18 protein-coding genes and 1 tRNA gene are annotated in these 20805 nt (G+C 59.2%); 5 read left to right on the top strand and 14 right to left on the bottom strand.

Annotated features, from left to right (window positions below; translation table 11 throughout):
• Positions 1-7 precede the first annotated feature (7 nt).
• The 10 genes from G502_RS20390 to G502_RS20385 all read right to left on the bottom strand — a co-directional run bounded on the left by G502_RS20390 (position 8) and on the right by G502_RS20385 (position 10654).
• A complete protein-coding gene (locus G502_RS20390; protein ID WP_022729355.1) occupies positions 8-1099 on the bottom strand; it encodes an ABC transporter ATP-binding protein in 1092 nt (363 codons plus the stop codon).
• 122 nt (positions 1100-1221) lie between these two features.
• Positions 1222-2298 (bottom strand): ABC transporter substrate-binding protein, encoded by a 1077-nt coding sequence (locus G502_RS0114255; RefSeq protein ID WP_022729354.1) that lies wholly within the window; start codon positions 2296-2298, stop codon positions 1222-1224.
• Between the two features lie 42 nt (positions 2299-2340).
• Positions 2341-3222: a succinate--CoA ligase subunit alpha gene (locus G502_RS0114250; protein ID WP_022729353.1), complete on the bottom strand. Its 882-nt coding sequence runs from the start codon at positions 3220-3222 to the stop codon at positions 2341-2343.
• The gene (locus G502_RS0114245) at positions 3222-4343 is read right to left on the bottom strand and encodes an ATP-grasp domain-containing protein (protein WP_022729352.1); all 1122 of its coding nucleotides are present in this window, start codon (positions 4341-4343) and stop codon (positions 3222-3224) included. The genes G502_RS0114250 and G502_RS0114245 overlap by 1 nt, the downstream gene beginning before the upstream one ends.
• Before the next feature lie 16 nt (positions 4344-4359).
• Positions 4360-5136, bottom strand: a complete 777-nt coding sequence (locus G502_RS0114240; RefSeq protein WP_022729351.1) for an enoyl-CoA hydratase/isomerase family protein — start codon at positions 5134-5136, stop codon at positions 4360-4362.
• A 37-nt stretch (positions 5137-5173) separates the two neighbouring features.
• Complete coding sequence (locus G502_RS0114235; RefSeq protein ID WP_022729350.1) at positions 5174-5926, bottom strand: enoyl-CoA hydratase/isomerase family protein; 753 nt, start codon at positions 5924-5926, stop codon at positions 5174-5176.
• Between the two features lie 625 nt (positions 5927-6551).
• On the bottom strand, positions 6552-7973 hold the full coding sequence (locus G502_RS0114230) for an amidase (protein ID WP_022729349.1): 1422 nt from the start codon (positions 7971-7973) through the stop codon (positions 6552-6554).
• 14 nt (positions 7974-7987) lie between these two features.
• A complete protein-coding gene (locus G502_RS0114225) occupies positions 7988-8515 on the bottom strand; it encodes an amino acid synthesis family protein (RefSeq protein WP_022729348.1) in 528 nt (175 codons plus the stop codon).
• Positions 8516-8607: 92 nt separating this feature from the next.
• Positions 8608-9819 carry an ABC transporter substrate-binding protein gene (locus tag G502_RS0114220; protein WP_081649822.1) on the bottom strand — a complete coding sequence of 404 codons (1212 nt, stop codon included), beginning with the start codon at positions 9817-9819 and terminating at the stop codon, positions 8608-8610.
• A 52-nt stretch (positions 9820-9871) separates the two neighbouring features.
• On the bottom strand, positions 9872-10654 hold the full coding sequence (locus tag G502_RS20385) for a FadR/GntR family transcriptional regulator (RefSeq protein WP_162140987.1): 783 nt from the start codon (positions 10652-10654) through the stop codon (positions 9872-9874).
• A 190-nt stretch (positions 10655-10844) separates the two neighbouring features.
• Between G502_RS20385 and G502_RS0114210 the strand changes: the two genes are divergently transcribed.
• From G502_RS0114210 to G502_RS20375, 4 genes are all read left to right on the top strand, one after another.
• A complete protein-coding gene (locus G502_RS0114210; protein ID WP_022729345.1) occupies positions 10845-11807 on the top strand; it encodes a dihydrodipicolinate synthase family protein in 963 nt (320 codons plus the stop codon).
• A gap of 32 nt (positions 11808-11839) precedes the next feature.
• Positions 11840-12706, top strand: a complete 867-nt coding sequence (locus tag G502_RS0114205) for a branched-chain amino acid ABC transporter permease (RefSeq protein WP_022729344.1) — start codon at positions 11840-11842, stop codon at positions 12704-12706.
• A gap of 132 nt (positions 12707-12838) precedes the next feature.
• On the top strand, positions 12839-13696 hold the full coding sequence (locus G502_RS20380; protein WP_162140986.1) for a branched-chain amino acid ABC transporter permease: 858 nt from the start codon (positions 12839-12841) through the stop codon (positions 13694-13696).
• Positions 13696-14250 (top strand): ABC transporter ATP-binding protein, encoded by a 555-nt coding sequence (locus G502_RS20375; RefSeq protein WP_022729342.1) that lies wholly within the window; start codon positions 13696-13698, stop codon positions 14248-14250. The genes G502_RS20380 and G502_RS20375 overlap by 1 nt, the downstream gene beginning before the upstream one ends.
• Before the next feature lie 6 nt (positions 14251-14256).
• On the opposite strand, the gene G502_RS0114190 is transcribed toward G502_RS20375, so the two are convergent.
• From G502_RS0114190 to G502_RS0114175, 4 genes are all read right to left on the bottom strand, one after another.
• Positions 14257-14332, bottom strand: a tRNA-Ile gene (locus G502_RS0114190).
• 83 nt (positions 14333-14415) lie between these two features.
• The gene (rpoD, locus tag G502_RS0114185) at positions 14416-16527 is read right to left on the bottom strand and encodes an RNA polymerase sigma factor RpoD (protein ID WP_022729341.1); all 2112 of its coding nucleotides are present in this window, start codon (positions 16525-16527) and stop codon (positions 14416-14418) included.
• A 61-nt stretch (positions 16528-16588) separates the two neighbouring features.
• Complete coding sequence (dnaG, locus tag G502_RS20370) at positions 16589-18514, bottom strand: DNA primase (protein WP_022729340.1); 1926 nt, start codon at positions 18512-18514, stop codon at positions 16589-16591.
• Between the two features lie 258 nt (positions 18515-18772).
• The gene (locus G502_RS0114175) at positions 18773-19228 is read right to left on the bottom strand and encodes a GatB/YqeY domain-containing protein (protein WP_022729339.1); all 456 of its coding nucleotides are present in this window, start codon (positions 19226-19228) and stop codon (positions 18773-18775) included.
• 336 nt (positions 19229-19564) lie between these two features.
• Between G502_RS0114175 and carA the strand changes: the two genes are divergently transcribed.
• A complete protein-coding gene (gene carA / locus G502_RS20365) occupies positions 19565-20782 on the top strand; it encodes a glutamine-hydrolyzing carbamoyl-phosphate synthase small subunit (protein WP_022729338.1) in 1218 nt (405 codons plus the stop codon).
• Positions 20783-20805: the final 23 nt, after the last annotated feature.

Genomic DNA, 20805 nt, shown 5'->3' with positions numbered 1-20805 from the left:
TTCCTGCTCATTCGTCCGGAAGAACGACGGCACGCTCTGACGCCCATCCCAGACGCAGGGAGTCACCGTTCGCCACAGACGCTCCTGTCTGGGTCAAGGACTTGGTAAAGAGTTGCTGCTCGGATCCTATGGTGAAGAAGCTTTGCGTCGTACTGCCACTCATGACTTCTTCACTGAAGCGGGCTTCCAGCACATTCTCCGCGTTTTCTCCCTGGGCGAGCACCCCTATCGTTTCCGGCCGGACCATCATGCGCACGTCCTGACCGATGGTAAGAGCATGGTCACTCACCCCGCGTACTCGGGTTCCGTCTACAAGATCGACCAAAACGATCCCGTTGTCCTGTCCGGCCACGCGACCGCTCAGCAAGTTGGCCTCTCCAAGGAAATCGGCTGCAAACACAGAGCGAGGTCGAAAATACAGCTCCGAAGGCGTGCCAAGCTGCTCAATGCGCCCATCACGCATCAAACAGATACGATCGGACATGACCAGGGCTTCTTCCTGGTCATGTGTGACGTAGAGCACTGCGATGTTGAGCTCCTTGTGCAGGCGCTTGATTTCGAGCTGCAGTTGCTCGCGAAGCTTTTTGTCGAGCGCACCAAGAGGCTCGTCCATCAGGATGACAGAGGGTTCGTAAACCATGGCACGTGCGAGTGCGATGCGCTGTTGCTGCCCGCCCGACAGCTGACGCGGATATCGCGTTGCCACGTGAGGGAGCTGAACAATCTCCAGCACGCGCTCCACTGCTTCCCTGATTTGGTCTTTCGGCCACTTACGCATTTTCAATGCAAAGCCGATGTTGTCGAAGATCGTCATATGCGGGAACAGGGCATAGTTCTGGAAAACCATCCCGATGTCCCGCTTGAAAGGCGGCAGGAAGGTCGCCACTTCCCCATCGATCTGAATCTCGCCGCTGTCAGGCTCGTTCAAGCCGGCAATTGCCAGGAGCAAGGTCGTCTTGCCGGAACCGGAAGGCCCCAGGAGAGTGAGAAACTCACCGTCCGCGAGGTCCAGATCGGCCCCTTCCAAGGCAACAAGGTCACCGAATGTTTTACGAAGTTGTCGAACTTGAAGTTTCTTCTGCACCTGTGAGGTGGTCATTTATACATCCCCGTCGCGGGTAGGGCCGCAGCGAAGCTGGGACAGCCTGAAAAACAATCGCAACGCAGGGACGATGCCGGAGACTTGCCGGCATCGTCCCGGAAACTATGAAATGCTGGGCGTCACGAAAGGAGCCATTCGTTGAAACGGCTCTCCGCTTCTTCCTTATGCTCGCCCCACCAACCCTGGTTGGCCAGTGTCATGCGCTCCAGGTTGTCAGGCGCTGTGGGAAGGAACTGCGCACGTTCCTCTGATATGAAATCATAGGCTTTCGGGTTGGTCGGCCCATAGGCGAGCTTGTCGGTAAAGGCCGCCTGCCGTTCCGGATCAGCGCAGAACTTGATGAACTCACGGCCCAGATCTGCCTTGGGGTTCCCTTTCGGGATAGCCCAACCTTCGATGGAATAAAGCCCCTGATTCCACTGTATCGCCACTGGGCCACCATCGTCGATCACGGTCTGAGCACGACCATTCCAGGTCGGCAGCATATCAACTTCTCCGCTCTGCAGGAGTTGACTGGTCTGCGCACCACCGGTCCACCACACATCGACATGCTCACGGATTTCATCCAGCTTTGCCAATGCCCGGTCGATATCAAGAGGATACAAATCCTCCATGGCAACGCCGTCCGCCATCAGTGCGATCTCAAGCGTATCGATGGGGCTGCGGCGCAGGGCCCGCCGCCCAGGGAAATTCTCCACATCCCAGAAATCGGCCCAGGATTCAGGAGCCTTATCCGTAAAGGCGTCACTGCGATAGGCCAGAATCGTGGCGTAGACATCCGTGCCCATCCAGACATCGGTCCGGGCATCGGACATGATGTTGTCCATGTGTTCTCCGGACCAATCCAGTTCCTCAAGCAGGTCGCGACCGCCCAACAGGACCTGATCAGCTTGCGTAACTGTCACCACGTCCCAACTGTAGGAACCTGTTTCCACAATGGATTGTACTTGGCTTGTCGGTTGGTGTTCACGAGCCGTATTCGCAACCGTATGGCCCGTTGCCTCTTCGAAAGGACGATAGAAGGCTTCACCGAACGCGGCCTCAAACGGCCCGCCAGGATCGGCAACCGTCAGACGATCCTGAGCCAGTGCACTGAAGGGCAGCCCCATGGAACCGACAGCCACACCGGCCCCTGTCGTGAGAAGCATTTCCCGCCGTGTCAGCGAAAATTTCTTGTGATGTTTTGTCCTAGACATGATTGTACTCCCAATCCTTTGTTATACTTGTGGAATCGATGTTCAGCCTGCCCCTGCTGGGGCCATGACGCGCCGCAAGACCTCACCGATTCCCATTACATCATTGACTACGCTTGCACCCGCAGTCTCCAACGCGGCGCGTTTTCCAGGTACATTCTCCTCGGGTGACCCAAGCATGGCCCCCGCATGGCCCATGCGCTTGCCGGGCGGCGCATGCAGCCCGGCAATATAAGCAACAACAGGCTTGCGCATCCGGACCACCAAATCGGCGGCATCGAGTTCACTGCGCCCGCCGATCTCGCCAATTAGAACGACAGCCTCTGTATCGGGATCATCCTCGAACAGTTCCAGCACCTCGCCATGGCTCATGCCGACCACGGGATCACCTCCGAGACAGGCAACGGTACTCTGTCCCAATCCATGGGCATTCAGTGTCTCAATGACTTCATAGGTCAGCGTACCGCTCTTCGAGACAATCCCGATCGGCCCGCGTCGCAGCAGCGCTGCATTCAGGTCCGACAGGTTCGCAAGGCCCGGGCTGATACAGCCCGCCGCGTTTGGTCCCAGAACCCGCACGCCGCGGCTTCGCGCATATGCCGATATGCGGATCGCATCCATGATCGGGACCCCCTCGGTATAGACAACCAGGGTGGATATCCCTGCATCGATGGCTTCAAGCGCCGCCTCGCACGCCAGGGGCGCTGGAACGGACACGAAACTGCAGTTCGCCCCGGTTGCCGCCACAGCCTCGTAGCAGGAGGCGAACACAGGGACTTCACTGACCACTTCACCGGCTCGTTTGGGTGAGACACCACCCACAAGCGGGCTCTCTTCGGAGCGCATCTTCTGGGCCAGGTTGCGTCCGGTATGACCCGTGATGCCCTGGATGAGGATCCGGCTGTTTCCGTCAATGAGAATCGCCATCAGACAAGCTCCCTGGCTTGTGTCAGCGTCTCGATGGCAGGGCCCAGGTCCTCAAAGACATCGAATCCCTGATCCGACAGAAGGGACCTCCCGACATCACTGTTCCTGCCCTTGAGCCGCACGAGAACACGCCCTTCGAGAGGAGCAATATCCTGCGCCTCGATCATCATTCTCGCCAGTTCGTCGCACAGGGCGGTGTGCATATAGGCATTCAGGAAGGTTGCTCGTGGCCCCGCAGCGACGACGGCCTGGAAGACTTTCCCCAGCACCTCGCCACCGGCAAGAACAGAGCCGCCCAGGTCAACCACCGCCCTGACGTGGAGTTTGGCTTCGCAGAGGATATCCAGCGTTGCCATCATCAGCCCTGCACCACTGACGACGGCAATGATATCCCCATCTGGATCGATCTCGATCCCCACTGCGCCGGCTTCCGCCACTGCCTGTTCAAACGACGAGGGTCGAGAGGCCGAGGACTCACTCGCCCCTTCCACGGGAAGGCGGCGAAAGGCGGCATTGTCGTCCAGGCTGACTTTGGCATCTGCAGCCACGACGTTTCCGTCAGCGGACACCACAAGCGGATTGATCTCCACCAGTTCCGCGTCCTCTGAAAGCATCAGCGAATAGAGCGCCTTGACCACCTCTGCCAGCTGCTCACCCGTCTGACCCTCGACACCCAGCCAGCGTGCAACGGCGGCAATATGAAAGCCGCGAAGGCCAAGAAAGGAATCTATCGGCAGGCGCAGCAAGGAGTCTGCAGGGGCCTCCTCGATATCGATGCCACCTTCGGCAGACGCGAGCAGAACCGGACAGCGGCGATCGCGATCGATTGCAAGAGCGAGGTAGATTTCGCGGTCTATATCGAGGCACTGCTCCACATAGACTGCGGCAGCCGTCTCGCCCTCGAAAGACAGGGATTCCATCTCCTGGACTGTCTGTCCGGCTGCCCCTCGATCATCGGCGAAACGGATCCCTCCGCGCTTGCCGCGCTTGCCTGTGGCGACCTGCGCCTTCAGCACGAACGGGCCGGCACACTCCGGAACCTCAGGCCAGAGAGCCCCCTTCGGAATCGGAATTCCGTATCGAGCGAAGAGCTTCTTTCCTTGGTATTCAAGCAGATCCACGGCGCGATGCCTCCTATCAGGCGTTCTGCTTGCGCTTTTCGCGCTCGGCGAAGAATTGCTCCATCATACGCTGCGGCTCGCCACTGGCATACGCCTCCTTCTGGTTCCGGCTGCCGGCTGCAAGGGCATCCTCGAATCCGGGCTGGGTCATCTCCGCAAAGCGACGCTTGTTCAGTGCCATTGCGACCGGGGGCTTCTCAGCCAGTTCGCCAGCCACTTCCATCGCCTTGGCATGAACCTGGTCGGCGGCGACGAGGTGATGTATGAGGCCGATATGATGGCACTCCTCCCCGTCCATCATGCGTCCCGTCAATGTGAGTTCTATGGTGCGCGACAGCCCCAGCATCTCCTTCATCAGCCAGGGTCCCAATGTGCTGGCGATTCCCGAATTGATCTCGGGCTGCCCCATCTTGCTGCCCGCATGGCCGACACGGATGTCGCACTGCAGGGCCACCTGGAATGCAGAACCTGCGGCCACGCCGTTCAGAGCGGCAATCAACGGCTTCGTCATGCCGCGTATGGCGCTGTAGAGGGCACGCCACTCCTCGACCCACTCGCGCGCACGCTCGGTATCGAACGACTTGGTCTCGTTCAGGTCCTGTCCGGCGGAGAAGGCCCGATCTCCAGCCCCGGTCATGATCACGGCGCGAACCTCTTCATCCGCATTCATCGCCTCGAGGGCCGCCGCCAGCTCCCGGCGCATCGGTGAATGCCAGGCGTTCAGCACATCCGGACGGTTCAAGGTTATGGTCCCCACCTTTCCGTCTGTACTCACCTTCAGGAACTCATACATTCTTTGCCTCCTAGGGGTTTAGTGTGTCGTCTTCGCTTTATCGCCGCGCTTCGAAGAAACGCGCCATCTGGGCCTGCGGTTCCCCGGTGGCGATGGCTTCCGATTGATAAGAGACGGCAGCCGTTTCGGCCTCGGACAGGCCGCGGCGCATCATTCCTCTCAGCATTTCAAGTGTCAGTCGCATCGCGACCGGAGGTTTTTCAGCGAGATGGAGGGCCATGGCCTCAGCGCGCTCCATCAATTGATCAGGTGGCCTGGTCTCCTGCACGAGCCCCCATTCACTGGCTTCTTCTGCAGTAAAGACGCGGCCGGTGAGCACCAGTTCGCGCATCCGGGCCTGGCCAAGATGGGTCTGCAACAGATAGCTTCCGGCAATCGCGGGCAGGCCCACATTGATCTCCGCCATCAAAAACCGGGCCGTTGGCACGGCCACGCGCAGGTCCGCCATCAGGGCAAGCTGCAGTCCTGCGCCCGCGGCCGTGCCGTTGACCGCCGCAACGATGGGCTTGCGGCATTGACTGACAGCGGCAAAGAAGCGTTGCCAGGTGTCCATCCAGGCGTCGCCACCATCGGGAGAGAGCTGGCGGCTTTCATTCAGGTCCTGCCCGGCACAGAACGCGCGCGCGCCCTTGCCAGTCAGAACGACTGCCCTGACCTCATCATCCTCGGAAGCAGCATTGAGTGCCTCCACGATGGCCGTTCGCATATCCGTGTCCAACGCATTCAGCCGTTCTTCACGGTTCAGCGTTAAAAGCAAAAGCGAGCCAGTGCGCTTAACCTCGACTCCCATCAAAGCCTCATTATTGAATAGCAATAATTATTATTGTTCTTCAATTACTATGACGTGGCTTGTCTTTCGCTGTCAATCCATTGAAATGATTTCGCGTCAGACTGTAAGCGCCTCGGTTTCCACCACCACATGCCGCTGAGCATGCCCGTCATAAGGCAGACCAGTGAAGGCCGCAGCATACAGCACGAACTAGCCATCCCCGACCTGGTCGTTGTGGGAAAGGGGTGAGGGTGGCGATGGAGAGCTTTCAGCCAAACTCATAGGGCTTGTGAGCTTTCGCTCCTGTGCTCGTCGAAGAGTCCTATGCAGACCACCTCGGGCGCCCATCAGGAATAGAGTTTAGGCCGGCGCTGCTGCTGTTTCTTGTGACGGATACGAATAGCCTTGGAAAGTGATGGTGCGAAAGCCGCCTGAAGTTCCGGCCGATTCTCCAGCTTTCGTTGATGTCGCGGATTAGACAAGCCAGTCGGCTGCGCAGGAAACGCCGTTCCCGATTGCAATGCTTGAACTGTTTAGCATGGACATAGCGCCCGGCCATCAGGGGGCGCACTTGGCTACCTTGAGATAGGATTGCCGCAATGGCAGACCCTCGGCTTTGGCCTAACGGACCAACTGCCGGATGACATCATTTCCTACTTAGAACAAATTCGATGTCAGGATAACTCGCGGGAAATGCATGCTCGATGATCTGGGCCACCTTGAGCGCAATACGATCATTAAAACGCTGTGCCACGATCTGCACACCAACCGGCAGACCTGACTCATCATATCCACAGGGAACCGAGATGGCCGGTTGCTGGGTCAGGTTGAAGGGGTGGCAATAATTCGCCCAGGTAAGCCAATCATCCGATTCCCAATTGTCCGGGACGTTCTTGCCAACTTCCAGTCCGGTAAAGGGCAGAGTGGGGGTAATGAGCACATCCCATTTGCGATGAAACTCCGTCATCTTTTCATATAACGAGATCCGGTGATTTGTTGCTTCAATGTAGTCGCGGGCAGATATGCGCGTGCCCTTATTGGCTATTTTGATCAATCCAGGATCCAGAAATTCCCGTTTGTCTTCCGGTAATTTATCAACTGCCCCAGCGGCCCCTGCATACCAAAGCGTCCGAATACAATCGGTGGGATCTGGGAATCCGGGGTCAAGCTGCTCAACCTTGGCACCAAGTTCCTGAAAGAGGCGTACGCAGTCTTCGACCCTTTTGAGAACTTGCCTAGAGGGGTGCGCATATCCAAGCGTTGGGCTGTAGGCGATACTCAGTTCCGCGATATCCGGGGCATTTTCATCGTAGGATGCCCAAGACCTCTCACGCGGCTCCAGGGAATGGAAATCCCGGATATCGCCCTGCCCAATGATGTCCATCATGAGCGCTGCATCTTCGACCTTACGAGTAATTGGCCCCAAGTGAGACAGCGTCCCCATGGCACTGGCAGGCCATTGCGGCACATAACCGAAAGTCGGTTTCATCCCGAACACACCTGTGAACGCACCAGGTATGCGTACAGACCCCCCGGCATCACTGCCTATATGCAGCACTCCAAGCCCAAGTGCCGCGGCCACTGCAGCGCCTCCGCTAGAGCCACCGGGGGTGAGAGAGGGGTTCCATGGATTGCGTGTTATACCTGTCAGGGGGCTGTCCGCCACACCCTTCCAGCCGAACTCAGAAGTGGTCGTCTTGCCGAGTATAACCCCTCCTGCCTTGCGCAGGGCCTCAACGACAGGCGCATCAACTTCCCAAGGACCTGAATGAGGCGTTGACCTCGACCCTTTGCGGGTAGGCATGTCCTTGGTCAGGACCAAGTCCTTTATGGTGCAGGGGACACCGTCCAGAATCCCCAAAGGCTCTCCGCCTTTCCAGCGTGATTCAGATAGCCTCGCCTGTTCCAGAGCACCTTCTTCATCCACGTAGAAAAATGCGTTCAGCCTTGGGTTGATTTTGGAAATAGTGGAAAGAATACAGTTTACAACCTCTACAGGAGATATCTCTCTTTTTTCATATAGAAATGAGAGTAAATTCACGCCTTTATTTAGTATTAATGAGTCCATAGTCACAGTCTTTATTATATTTTACTTCTGGATCCCGTGCCAAAGGCAACCATGACCACGATTTCATCCTCTCTCGGAGATTCGGGGATCGAGACGGTTACTGTGTCCAGGTGATCAAAGGACCAGGCATCATCCTTGTGGGCCAGCGGCAGGTCGATCGAGTCACCAGGATTGGCAATCTTGATATTGGAGGGAATGACAGCCTCGCCTCCTCCCAGCACTCGACGGATCGGCTTCCCCAACGAGGGGTGAAGCAGGACAGCGCCATGCTTGTGACTACCGGAGGTGCCGACCAATGCCGCCTTTCCATATGTGTAGGCAGGCTCCGACAATGCGGACACCACCCTGGGAGCCAGCAACTCGCCGATCTGGCCACCGAGATGATAATGCCTTGAAAGGTCACGGGACTCCTCTCCCAGGAAAGGATTTGCGATCACCAGCACCCCGACCGCTCTTTGCAGATCCCTGCCCTCGTTCTCGACACAAGCCTGTGGCAGGGTTTCGCTCATCACGAGCGATCGCCTGATCTCTATATCCGACATGCCGGTCCTCCCAATGTTTGAGCAGAACAAACCCCGAATCCCCCTGATGTTGGCCGAGGCCCATCAGGGAGATCCGGGGCAGACTCCTCAGATCATTCCTGCCAGGGAAGAACCTGGAACTCTTCCGTTTTAATGCTCTCGGGCCAGACCACGGCTCTCTCGCCGCCTTCCTGCCACTGGGTCATCCCCATGACGCGATAGTCCGGACCAAACAGTGGATCGTGGTTCTCGTCGAAGACCCAGCGCCCTGCCACACCGGTGTGATCCGTCGCTTCCATCGCCTCCACAAATGCGTCCGGATCGGTCGAGCCGGCCTCTTCGATGGCGGCCTTCACGATGTGCATCGCATCGTAGGTATAGCCTGTGGTGTAGTCAGGAGACACTTCGTAGGCCTCGACATAACGGTCGAACCATTCGATCGTATTCGGGGTAAGGTCCACGCGATAGCCACCCTGGATCAGATCGGCATGTCCAAGCGCTCCACCTTCCGTGTCTTCCCAGAATCTTGACGAGGTGCCCGAGGCATTCAGGCCACCCATGATCGGGCCTTCCAACTGTCCCCACTGACGAACATAAGTGGAACCGTCAACATGGGACGAGAAGTCCAGTATGAATTCAGCGCCCGCATCCTCGATCCGGGAGATGATCGGCCTGTAGTCACGTGTATCCAGATCGAAATATTCTTCCGCAACGACCTCAATGTCCGCCTCGTCAAGATGTCCCTTGATGCGTGGAAGCAAGCCATCCGTCCAGAGTGCGTTCTCAGCCAGGATCGCTGCCTTGTTCAGGCCCAGCTCTGCATTCAGGAAGTTGACAGCCCAATCGCCAACGGAGTCCGCGATATTATTGGTCGTGTGCATGACACGGAACCAGTATTTATAGCGATCATAGTCGTCCGCGACCTTTTCCGACAGCTGCAAACTGGCAGCACCTGTCGAGATGAATGGCACCTTATAGCGCGCCATATGGTCTGTTATGGCCATGGACACACCACTGGAAGCCGTTCCGATGACGACGTCCACCTCATCCCGCAAAGCCAGGCGCTGATAGGCGCTCACACCAACATCAGCCTCATATTCATCATTCCGGATGATCAGCTCGACTTCACGGCCATCAATGCCCCCTTCCGCATTGATATCCTCTGCCGCCATCTCTGCCGCATTGATCAGGCCCTCCCCAGGAGGCGTATCAAACGGCGCAATCACGCCAATCTTGATGGGATCCTGCGCCAGGGCGCCAGATGAAAGCGCGGTCATTGCAGCCAGTGCAAAGGCGCCAGACAATCCTGCATGTTTCAAAGTCATTATAGCCTCCAACTCCTAAGTTCTTATTGGTGTAGCCACGAACGCCGCCCTGCTAGCCCGCACGCTTGTGCGACATTCCTCCACCTGCCACATAGGCTGCGGCAGCCTCATCCCCTCCCGTGCGGGTGCGAAGGAGGAGAAATTCGGGTTTAATGGTTTGCTCTCTCGATGAAACAATGCAGCGGGCGTCATGCATGTGGTCGGCCATCAGGCTGCGCACCGCCTTCACATCTCCATCTTCATAAGCTTGCAGCAGTTTCTTGTGATACCTCAACGCCGCCTCCGCGAACGTTGAGGACTCGATCTCGATCTCGTTCTTGTATTCCGTGAAATCCCGCAGCAGGTCGTTGATGAACCCTGCAAGAAAACTGAGCAGAGGGTCGGGGCAGGAACGCGCCAGTATGGAATGAAACTCCAGTTCAGCTGTTCTGTGCTGATCCGCCGGAATTTCTCCCGCGAGCCCTGATTCGCAAATGGCGAGCGTTTCCCTTAGAGCCTGAAGCTCGGCATCACCCAATACGCCCACAACGGATTCGGCGACCAGTGGCTCCAGCTGCTCACGGATCCGATACACGCCGTCCCAAGTAAGGTCCTGGAAATAGAAATAATTCCTCAGGAACTCATTGGCATAGTTATACGAAATCCTGGCAATCCTCGTGCCGCCCCCAGCGCCGGGCGTGATCTCTACAAGGCCCTGGTATTCCAATATTTTCAGCGCCTCACGGATCGTGCCGCGGCTGCATTTGAGGATGCTGATGAGATCCCGCTCGCGCGGCAGGCGGTCCCCCACCTTCAGGTTATGCTGGACCACCCACCTCTTGATCATCTCGACCACTTGATCAGTTCGCCGAAGCCTCGGAATTCCATAATCGGGCATTGTCGAGCGACCCCATCTCGTTGCGCGCTGTTGTCAGTATGGCATTAACATCCTTAGGATACAAATATTATAATATTTAGCATATTATGAAATCCTATGATAAGCTCCCCGGGATAATGAACAAGAAAACGACGGGAGACTGGGACGGATGCAGCAAGTGGCGCAGAGGCCGCCGGCTACGGAGTGCTGGCTGCAGGGAATATGGGCCTCGATCCCCACGCCTTTTCACGATGATGGACGCCTCGACGAAGCCGCTGTCCGGCATAACGCGGTGCACTTCTCCGATGCGCTGGGGCTGGCCGGTGTATTCTGCAATGGGGTGATGGGGGAGGGCTGGTCCCTTACCGTCGAAGAGCGCAAGGACGTTGTGCGCCTGACCCTATCTGCATCGCAAGGGCGATTGAAGGTGGCGCCGGTCGTTACGGCCGGCTCCCTGCGGGACTCGATTTCCCTGGCACAGCACGCCGAGACAGCAGGGGCACATCATATTGTCCTCGCGCCTCCGCCCGGCCTTTATGACGAAGCCGAGCTCCTCCGCTACATCGACCGGATAGCAAAGTCCGTCAGCCTTCCGATCATGCTGCTTGAAGCGACTTCAGGGGGATTCGGTGCGCGTTTTCTGGAACGAGCTGCCGCAGAGTGTGACTCAATATCCGGAATAAAGATCGGCAGCGGCAACAGAACCGCCTTGGATTTTCACAACAGCTTTGGCGACAGCCTGACGATAACCGATCCCATCGAGGAAAACTGGCTGTCAAACCTCCAGCACGGACTCATGCAGACACTCTATGCCGATCCCGAGCCCTATCTGTTCCAAAGCGGCAAACGCCGCCCCATAGAGGAATACTTCCAGGCACATCAAAGCGGATTGGAGGAGCGAGCCTCTGCGATCAGTGCCGAACTCTCCGGATTGCGCGCCCTCTATTCCCGAACAATCATCGGGCCAATGCAGGGGGGGAAGAACCCAGTTCCTGCGCTTAAGACCTGGTGCGAATTCACCGACCTGATCGTTGGGCCGCCGCGACTGCCGCTGAAAAGGCTAGATGATGGCGCCCAGGAAGACATTGGAAGGCGCATTTCAAGTCTTCATAAAGAAACAGGAATAACCTAATCGATGAAGAAGCCAATTCTAGGACTGAATAAATGATGGACATACTTGTATTCGGCGCAACACGAGGAAGCGTTTACGCGCTCGTAGCTGTTGGATTTGTACTTGTATTCTCAGTTGGTGGAATTCTTAATCTGGCACACGGTGCCCTGTTCATGCTTGGTGCATATTTCACATTCATCATATTCAGTCAGTTATTCTCTGAAGCAGGTACATTTTCCCTTATCATTTCAATGATATTGGCTACGGCTTGTGTCTCTATATTTTCTCTATTTGTCTACAGATTCATATATTTGAGGGCAATCAACTCGATCTCGTATATTATGGTCATTTCCCTGGCCATTTCTTTGTTTGTATCCGAGATCATGGCCCTTTTGTACGGCGTAACAGGGACGTCCGTAAGTCCGATAATTGGCGGAAACCAGAACCTGCTGGGCGCCAGAATTCTCAACCAGGAACTCATCATCCTAGCCGTCAGCTTCGTCGTTCTCAGCGCACTCTGGTACTTCCTTCACTCTACGCGCTGGGGGAAGGCCATAACAGCGGTTGCGCAGAATTCAGAAGGCGCGCGCCTGATCGGCATCGATTCAAAAACCATACTGGCCATCACGATTGTCCTGTCGGCGGCCTTGGCCGGCCTCGCCGGAACCCTCGTGTCATCGCTCATAACAGTGGTGCCTGGTATGTGGGAGTTCTGGCTCGTCAAAGCCTTCGCCATTGCAATTGTGGGGGGGCTGGGAAGTATCCCTGGCGCGATCGTGGCATCGTTTGTCGTCAGCTTTGCCGAAGTGATCGCATTCTCCCTCTCGAACGAGCAGTATTCTGACCTAGTAGCTCTTATTATTATTGTAACAATACTCGTATTTCGCCCTCAGGGAATTATGGGAACAAGAAAAATATAGGGAGAGGGAGAAATCATGGCAATTCATATGATTAAGCATCTTATAAACACAATAACCGGACTTTCACCACTGGTGTATGCATTTTTCGCATTCACTTTCCTGGCTCCTTATTTCACGTCAGATTTCTACTTCATGGAGCTAATGGTATTGTCCCTGCTGTTCGCCCTCTTTGCCGCCAGCTGGGATATACTCAGTGGCTTCACCGACCAGCCCAATTTCGGACATGCCCTTTTCATAGGCGGGGCGGGTTATTCATCCGCCATCATGAACAGGTCATTTGACCTTCCCCTCTGGTTTTCGATTCCCCTCTCCGCCTTGTGCGTTGCCGCCGTCGGTGCGGTCATAGGCGCGCTGACATTGAGGTTGCGGGGGCCTTATTTTGCCCTCTCGACAATCGCCTTCTCAGCAGTGTTCTACAAAATGCTGTATATCATGCGCCCCATCACGGGCGGAGACGAAGGAATCACCGGCCTCGATACCTTTACCTTGACCGTCGAGGGCGATCTGCAGATCACCGCCGTCATCTTCCTGGTGTCCATCGTGCTCCTGACTGCGTTCGCACGCTCGCACTATGGCCTTATCCTGAGAACGACCCGGCATAACGAGGAAGCGGCCCAGGCCTCCGGGATCAATACCTCCTACTATAAAGTCATCGGCTTTGCTGTCAGTGCCTTCTTCGCCGGCATTGCCGGCGGTGTGCAGGCGCACACCAACATGCAGGTCACGCCCGAAATGGCCTCTGCATCCCTCTCGGTCATGATCGTTCTCATGGCGACAATAGGCGGCGCCGGCACACTGGTCGGACCCCTCCTGGTTGCCGCCCTTCTGGCCTGGTTCGATCAGTGGTTACGGATCTGGGAACACTACAGGATCATCATCTATATGGGCACGCTTGTCCTGCTCATTTACATCAATCCAAAGGGAATCGGGAATTCCAGGTGGATTAAGTCCTCGCCCATGGTTCGCCGTCTTGTACTCGGGAGAGAGTGATGGATAGCCCCATTCTCAGTGTAAAGAATCTTGAAAAGCGCTTTGGCGGGCTCGTCGCAACGAAAGACTGCAGCTTCGATGTTCACCATGGCGAGATGTTTGGAATTATCGGCCCGAATGGCGCCGGCAAGACAACCCTGTTCAACATACTGACAGGTTTCCTCAATGCCGATGCCGGAGAGATCAATTTCCAGGGCCGGAACATTCGCAACATGAAGCCCTACGATATCGTCAATCTTGGTGCGGCCAGAACCTTCCAGGTGATGAAGCCCTATTATGACATGACGGTCATGGAAACGCTTCAAGTGTCCAGATGCTGCAAACGCGCACGCGAAAAATTCAGCACCCAAGCTGAGATGGAAGACAGCAACCGCAGCATAATGGACACCCTTTCACTTACCGGGAAAGAGCGGACCTATGTCGACGAACTCACGCAAGGCGAGATGAGGCTGTTGGATATAGGACGCGCCCTGGCAACCGAGCCCGAGATACTCTTCCTTGACGAACCCTTTTCAGGTTTGGGCGCGGAGTACTCCGACAAGAACGGACCCTAAGTGGAGTGGTGGGCCCGGCAGGATTCGAACCTGCGACAACACCGTTATGAGCGGCGCGTTCTGACCACTGAACTACGGGCCCGTGGGAGCGGCATTTTGCCGTTTCCGCCAGAGGGTTCAAGAGATTTCCGGCCGCCCCGGGGTCCAGGGCGGCCGATTTGTTGATCAGGTATCCAGGAAGGAGCGCAGCTTGCGGCTGCGGCTGGGGTGCTTCAGCTTGCGCAAGGCCTTGGCCTCGATCTGACGGATGCGCTCGCGGGTCACCGAGAACTGCTGGCCCACCTCCTCCAGCGTGTGGTCGGTGTTCATGCCGATGCCGAAGCGCATGCGCAGCACGCGCTCTTCACGCGGGGTCAGGCTGGAGAGCACCCGCGTCGTGGTCTCGCGCAGGTTCGACTGCACCGCCGAATCCACCGGGATGATGGCGTTCTTGTCCTCAATGAAATCGCCCAGGTAGCTGTCCTCCTCGTCGCCGATCGGTGTCTCCAGGGAAACCGGCTCCTTGGCGATCTTGAGCACCTTGCGCACCTTGTCCAGCGGCATCACCAGGCGTTCGGCCAGCTCCTCCGGCGTCGGCTCGCGGCCGATCTCGTGCAGCATCTGCCGGCTGGTGCGCACCAGCTTGTTGATGGTCTCTATCATGTGCACCGGGATGCGGATGGTGCGCGCCTGGTCGGCGATGGAGCGCGTGATCGCCTGGCGGATCCACCAGGTGGCATAGGTCGAGAACTTGTAGCCGCGCCGGTACTCGAACTTGTCCACCGCCTTCATCAGGCCGATGTTCCCCTCCTGGATCAGGTCCAGGAACTGCAGCCCGCGGTTGGTGTACTTCTTGGCGATCGAGATCACCAGGCGCAGGTTCGCCTCGACCATCTCGGTCTTGGCCTTGGTGGCTTCCTTCTCGCCCTGCTTCACCGTGGTGACGATGCGGCGAAATTCGCTGACCGGCAGGCCGACTTCGGCCGAGATGTCACCGATCTGCTCGCGCAGCTGGGCCACCTCGTCGGCCTCGCGCTCGGCAAACTTCTTCCAGTTCTTGTTGATCTCGGACACGCGGGACAGCCAGTTCGGGTCCAGCTCGTGACCGTAGTACTGCTTCAGGAAGTCGCCGCGATCGACCTTGTTCTTCTCGGCCAGGCGCAGCAGACGCCCTTCCAGCGTCACCAGCTTCTTGTTGTGCTCATATAGGTTCTCGACCAGCTGCTCGATCCGGGCATTGTTGAAATGCACCTTCTCCATGTGCTCGACCAGCTGATGGCGCAGCTGGGTATAGCGCTTCTCGGCCTTGGCGGGCACGGCCTCGCCGGCCTGCATGTACTTCAGGCGCTCTTCCTGGGCACGCGACAGCTTGACGAAGGTGTCCGAGATGGAATCAAGGGTCTCCAGCACCTGCGGGAAGAGCTGCTGTTCCATGGCGGAAAGCGAGATGGAGCTTTCCTCTTCCTCCTCGTCCTCTTCCTCGGACTCGCCTTCACTGGTCTCGTCTTCGGACTCCTCGCCGTCCTCGGCGGCCTTCTTCTTGGGGGCGTCCTTCTGGGCCTCGCCCTCGCCCGTCTTGGCCTCCTCGCCCGTCTTGGCCTCCTCGCCCGCCTTGGACTCCTCGTCCGTCTTGGACACCTCAGGCGCCGGCTCCTGCACCGTCTCTTCGGCCTTGGCCACCGTCTCCAGCGCCGCTTCGGCCTGCGGGTCGCCGGCCTCGGCCGCACCGGGATCGGCGCCATAGGTGGCATCCAGGTCGATGATGTCGCGCAGCAGGATATCGCCCTCGACCAGCGCGTCGCGCCAGGAGATCAGGGCCCGGATGGTCAGCGGACTTTCGCAGATGCCGCCGATCATCTTCTCGCGGCCGGCCTCGATCCGCTTGGCAATGGCAATCTCGCCCTCGCGGCTCAACAGCTCGACGGAGCCCATCTCGCGCAGGTACATGCGTACGGGATCGTCGGTGCGCGCCGCGTCGGCATCGTTGATGTTGCCGCTGGCGGCCTCGCCTTCCTCGCTTTCCTCGACGGCCTTGGGCTCGGCTTCCTCGCTTTCCTCGTCCTCGATCACGCTGATTCCGCTTTCGGACAGCGTGGCCATGACGTCCTCGATCTGCTCCGAGGACACCTGGTCGGGCGGCAGGATCTGGTTCAGCTCGTCATAGGTGACATAGCCGCGCTCCTTCGCGCGCGCCAGCATGCGTTTGACGGCCGCCGTGACCTTGTCGCCGAGGGCGCCTTCGCCGCCTTCCTCGGTGGCTTCCGTATCTTCGCTGTTTTCCTTCGTCTTGGTCGCCATTTACACCCTCACCAGGAAACCATACAGGCGGCTATACCGGCCCGGACACGGGCCGCCCCTGTCAGTCATCCGAGTCCTTCTTTTCAAAGCGATTTATGATGCGCGGATGCGCCGTCGAGTCTTCCGCCGCGGAAATCTCCGCTCGCATGCGTTCGAATTGCCCTTCCGTCTTGCCTTCGACACCGTTGCCACTGGCCCCATCGTCCTCGGCCAGGCTGTGCTGAGCCCGTCTCCGGATTTCCTCGCTCTCCTGCGCGCCCCGCACGGCTTCACCCGTGCGTTTCAGCCAGTACTCCATCCTGCGCTGCACCTCGACGGAAGAGACCTCTTCCGTCAGGAAAGGTTCATGCAATACGACAGAGGCCTCCGAAAGCCCTTCGAGAAGCCCGGAAAAACCCTGTTCGCGTAGGTGGCACTGAATCTGTGAAGAGTCAAGGTCCACGGGCTCGGCCAGAAGGTCCAGCAGGGCCCGGCGCAGGCCGTCCAGATCCGCTGCCCCCAGGTCCGCCATGGCCAATTCCTCGGCCCGCGCCAGGGCCGCCTGGGGATAGGCCAGCGCCAGGGCGAGCAACACCTGGGCCGGACGACGGCGCAAGGCCGCCTGTGGCGACGGCAGGGGCCGGCTGCGCGCCACCGGCGGCCCCCAGTGCGAACCGCGGCCCTTCTGCCACTGGCCACGGGGGCGGTTTCCGGCACGCGCGGCATGGCCGTTCCTCTGCGGCGCAAACAGGGCATCCAGCCGCTCAAAAACATCGCGGCGATAGGCGGAGCGCACGGCCGGATCCTGGATGGCATCCACCTGGTTGAGTGCATCATGGCGCAGGGCGGCGCGGCGTTCGGGTGTGTCCAGCTTTCGTCCGGCCAGCTGGAAGGACCAGAGCAGTTCGGCAAGCGGCTTCGCCTGGTCCAGCAGCGCCTTCAGGGCAGCCGCCCCGCCCGACTGCACCAGGCTGTCCGGGTCCTCGCCGGGCGGCAGGGTCACGAAGCGCAGGCTGTGCCCCGGCTTCAGAAGCGGCAATGCGCGTTCCGACACACGCCGGGCCGCACGCTGGCCCGCCTCGTCTCCATCCAGGCAAATCACAGGCTCCGGCGCCATGCGCCACAGCTCGGACAACTGCGCCTCGGTCAGCGCGGTGCCCAGCGGGGCCACTGCGGCGGGAAAACCGGCCTGGGCCATGGCGATCACGTCCATGTAGCCTTCGGCCACGATCAGGTCCGCGCCGTCCCGGGCAGCCTGGCGAGCCTGGTGCAGGTTATAGAGCACCTGACCCTTGTGGAACAGCTCGGTGTCCGGCGAATTCAGGTACTTGGCCTTGGCATCCGGCGCCATGGCTCGACCGCCGAAAGCAATGACCCGGCCGCGCCGGTCGGTAATGGGAAAGATGATTCGGTCGAAGAAATAGTCGCGCGCCGCACCACCCTCCTCGGGCTGCTTCAGCAAGCCGGCGGCGATCAGCAGGCTGTCATCCATGCCGCGCGCATTCAGGGCCTGGCGCAGCGCACCGCGCCGGTTGGGCGCGAAGCCCAGGCGGAAGCGCTCCAGCGTTGCCGGCTCCAGCCCACGTCCCTGAAGATAGGCGCGCGCGTCCCCTCCTTCGGCAGAGGCCAACTGGGCTGCGAACCAGCGGCAGGCCTCTTCCAGCACATCCTGGATGCCCGCACGCCGCTTCTCGCGGACTTGGTCCTCCGGACGCGTGCGCGGCACCTCGAGGCCGGCCAGGGGCGCCAGTTTCTCGATCGCCTCGCGAAACTCCAGTCCCTCGGTTTCCATGACGAAGCGTATGACGTCCCCATGCGCGCCACAGCCAAAACAGTGATAGAACTGCTTGTCGTCATTGACGGTGAAAGAGGGTGTCTTCTCGTTGTGAAAGGGGCAGAGGCCGCTGTGTTCCCGGCCTCGACGGGTCAGGCGCACGCGCCGGCCCACCACCTCGGAAACAGGCAGATGGTCGCGCAGCCGCTCGAGAAAATCCGTGTCGAAAGCCATGGCCCCGTTTCACCGGTTGCGTCGAGAAGGAGCCTTTATGCCCCATCATCCGGGCAGTGGGAACACCCGCCCCAAAGAAATGGGGTGCCTGCAGCGCAAGCGGAAGCCCCATCTGCGACTTCTTTCATCCACCGCCAACGACACAGCTTGTGGGCAATCCTGTGGACAAGGTCTCGAAAAACCGCCCTCAAAGCCAGTCATTCCGGGCATCTTGGAGATTGTGGAAAACCGCTGTTCCCGGAACGCACGTTCCGGCCTTCAGGACAGCTGCTGCTTCACCAGCTGGCTGGCACGCGTGAAGTCCATGCGCCCGGCATGACGCTGCTTCAGCGCCCCCATGACCTTGCCCATGTCCTTGACGCTGTCGGCCTCCAGTTCGGAGATCGTCGCATCCACGGCGGCCTGGATTTCCGCCTCGCTCATGGGCTGGGGCAGAAAGCGCTCGATCACCTTGATCTCGGCCTTTTCCTTGTCGACCAGATCGCCGCGGCCGCCCTTCTCGTAGAAGTCCACGGACTCCCGGCGCTGCTTCACCATCTTCTGCAGCATCTCCAGGATCTGGTCCTCGTTCAGGCCGTCGCTGTTGCCCTCGGTCCGGGCCTGGATATCGCGGTCCTTGAGGGCGGCCAGGATCAGACGCACCGTCGACAGGGTCGTCTGGTCCTTGCTCTTCATCGCTTCCTTCAAGGCAGTGTTCAGATCCTCGCGCAACATGACCGCGCATCTCCTTGCATCATTGCATTCATACCGACCACGATGACCGGCATCTCGTCTCAACTACATGAGATTGAAAGAAAAATTCGCAACTACCTGGCGCTTGACCCTTACCGGTCCGTGGCGTAAAGACAGCGCCTGAGAGCTTGTGGCCACTGGCCTCTCAATGCCCTTGCTGCTGCCCCGGCCCGATCCTTATCGGTCCCATTCCGATCCCTATCGCTCAAGGGGGAAAGGCCCTATATAGTATAGCCGGGGGGCAACGCAACCGCTTTGCCACTTCGCCCATGGGGACGGCCCCACCGGGTTTCGACATGACACAGGACCGAACCGACCATGAATGACAGCCAGACTTCCAGCCGCCCCGCAGCCCAGGCCTTTCCAACCGGGGCCGGACAGCGACCGGACGGCGCAACCGCGGCTGTCATCCTGGCCGATGGAACGGTTTTCTGGGGCAAGGGCATCGGTGCTGCGACCCACAAGGTGGGCGAGATCTGCTTCAACACCTCCATGACCGGCTACCAGGAGGTGCTGACCGATCCCTCCTACGCCGGCCAGATCATCACCTTCACCTTTCCGCACGTGGGCAATGTGGGCGCCAACCCCGAGGATGTGGAGACCACCACCGCCGCGGCCCGCGGACTGATCCTGCGCGCACCGGTGACCGAGCCCTCGAACTGGCGCGCGGCCCAACATCTGGACGCCTGGCTGAAATCCCAGGACCTGCCCGGCATCACCGGCGTGGACACGCGCACCATGACCCGGCGCATCCGCGACCTGGGCGCGCCCCACGGCGTGATCGTCCATGCGCCGGACGGCAAGATCGACCTGGAGGCCCTGCAGAAACTGGCCGCCGACTGGCCGGGGCTGGAAGGCATGGACCTGGCCGCCGAGGTGACCTGCCGCCAGACCTACAGCTGGGACCAGACCACCTGGACCCTGGATCATGGCTACGGCCGCATGACCCAGCCGCGCTATCACGTGGTGGCCGTGGACTACGGCGCCAAGCACAATATCCTGCGCTGCCTGGCCGCACTCGGCTGCCGCGTCACGGTGGTGCCGGCCCAGGCCACGGCCGAAGAGATCCTGCGCCACGAGCCGGACGGGGTCTTCCTGTCGAACGGGCCCGGCGACCCGGCGGCCACCGGCGCATACGCCGTGCCCACGCTGCAGCGCCTGATGGAAAACCCGAAGCTGCCGATCTTCGGCATCTGCCTGGGGCACCAGCTGCTAGCCCGGGCCCTGGGTGTCGAGACCGAGAAGATGCACCTGGGCCACCGCGGCGGGAATCATCCCGTGAAGGATCTGGCCACCGGCAAGGTGGAGATCACCAGCCAGAACCACGGCTTCGTGGTCAAGGACGACAGCCTGCCGGCCAATGTCGAGGTCAGCCACGTCAGCCTGTTCGACGGCACGAACGAGGGCCTGCGCGTCAAGGACCGGCCGATCTTCTCGGTGCAATACCATCCCGAGGCCTCGCCCGGCCCTCAGGACAGCCACTACCTGTTCGAGCGCTTCTTCGCATTGATGGATAACGCGCTCACGAAAGCGTGAATCGCCGCTTTTGCGGACACCTC

Origin of the sequence: Fodinicurvata sediminis DSM 21159 (assembly GCF_000420625.1) — a bacterium.
Classification (GTDB): Bacteria; Pseudomonadota; Alphaproteobacteria; order Kiloniellales; family DSM-21159; genus Fodinicurvata; species Fodinicurvata sediminis.
This window is presented reverse-complemented; position numbering and strand designations above follow the sequence as displayed.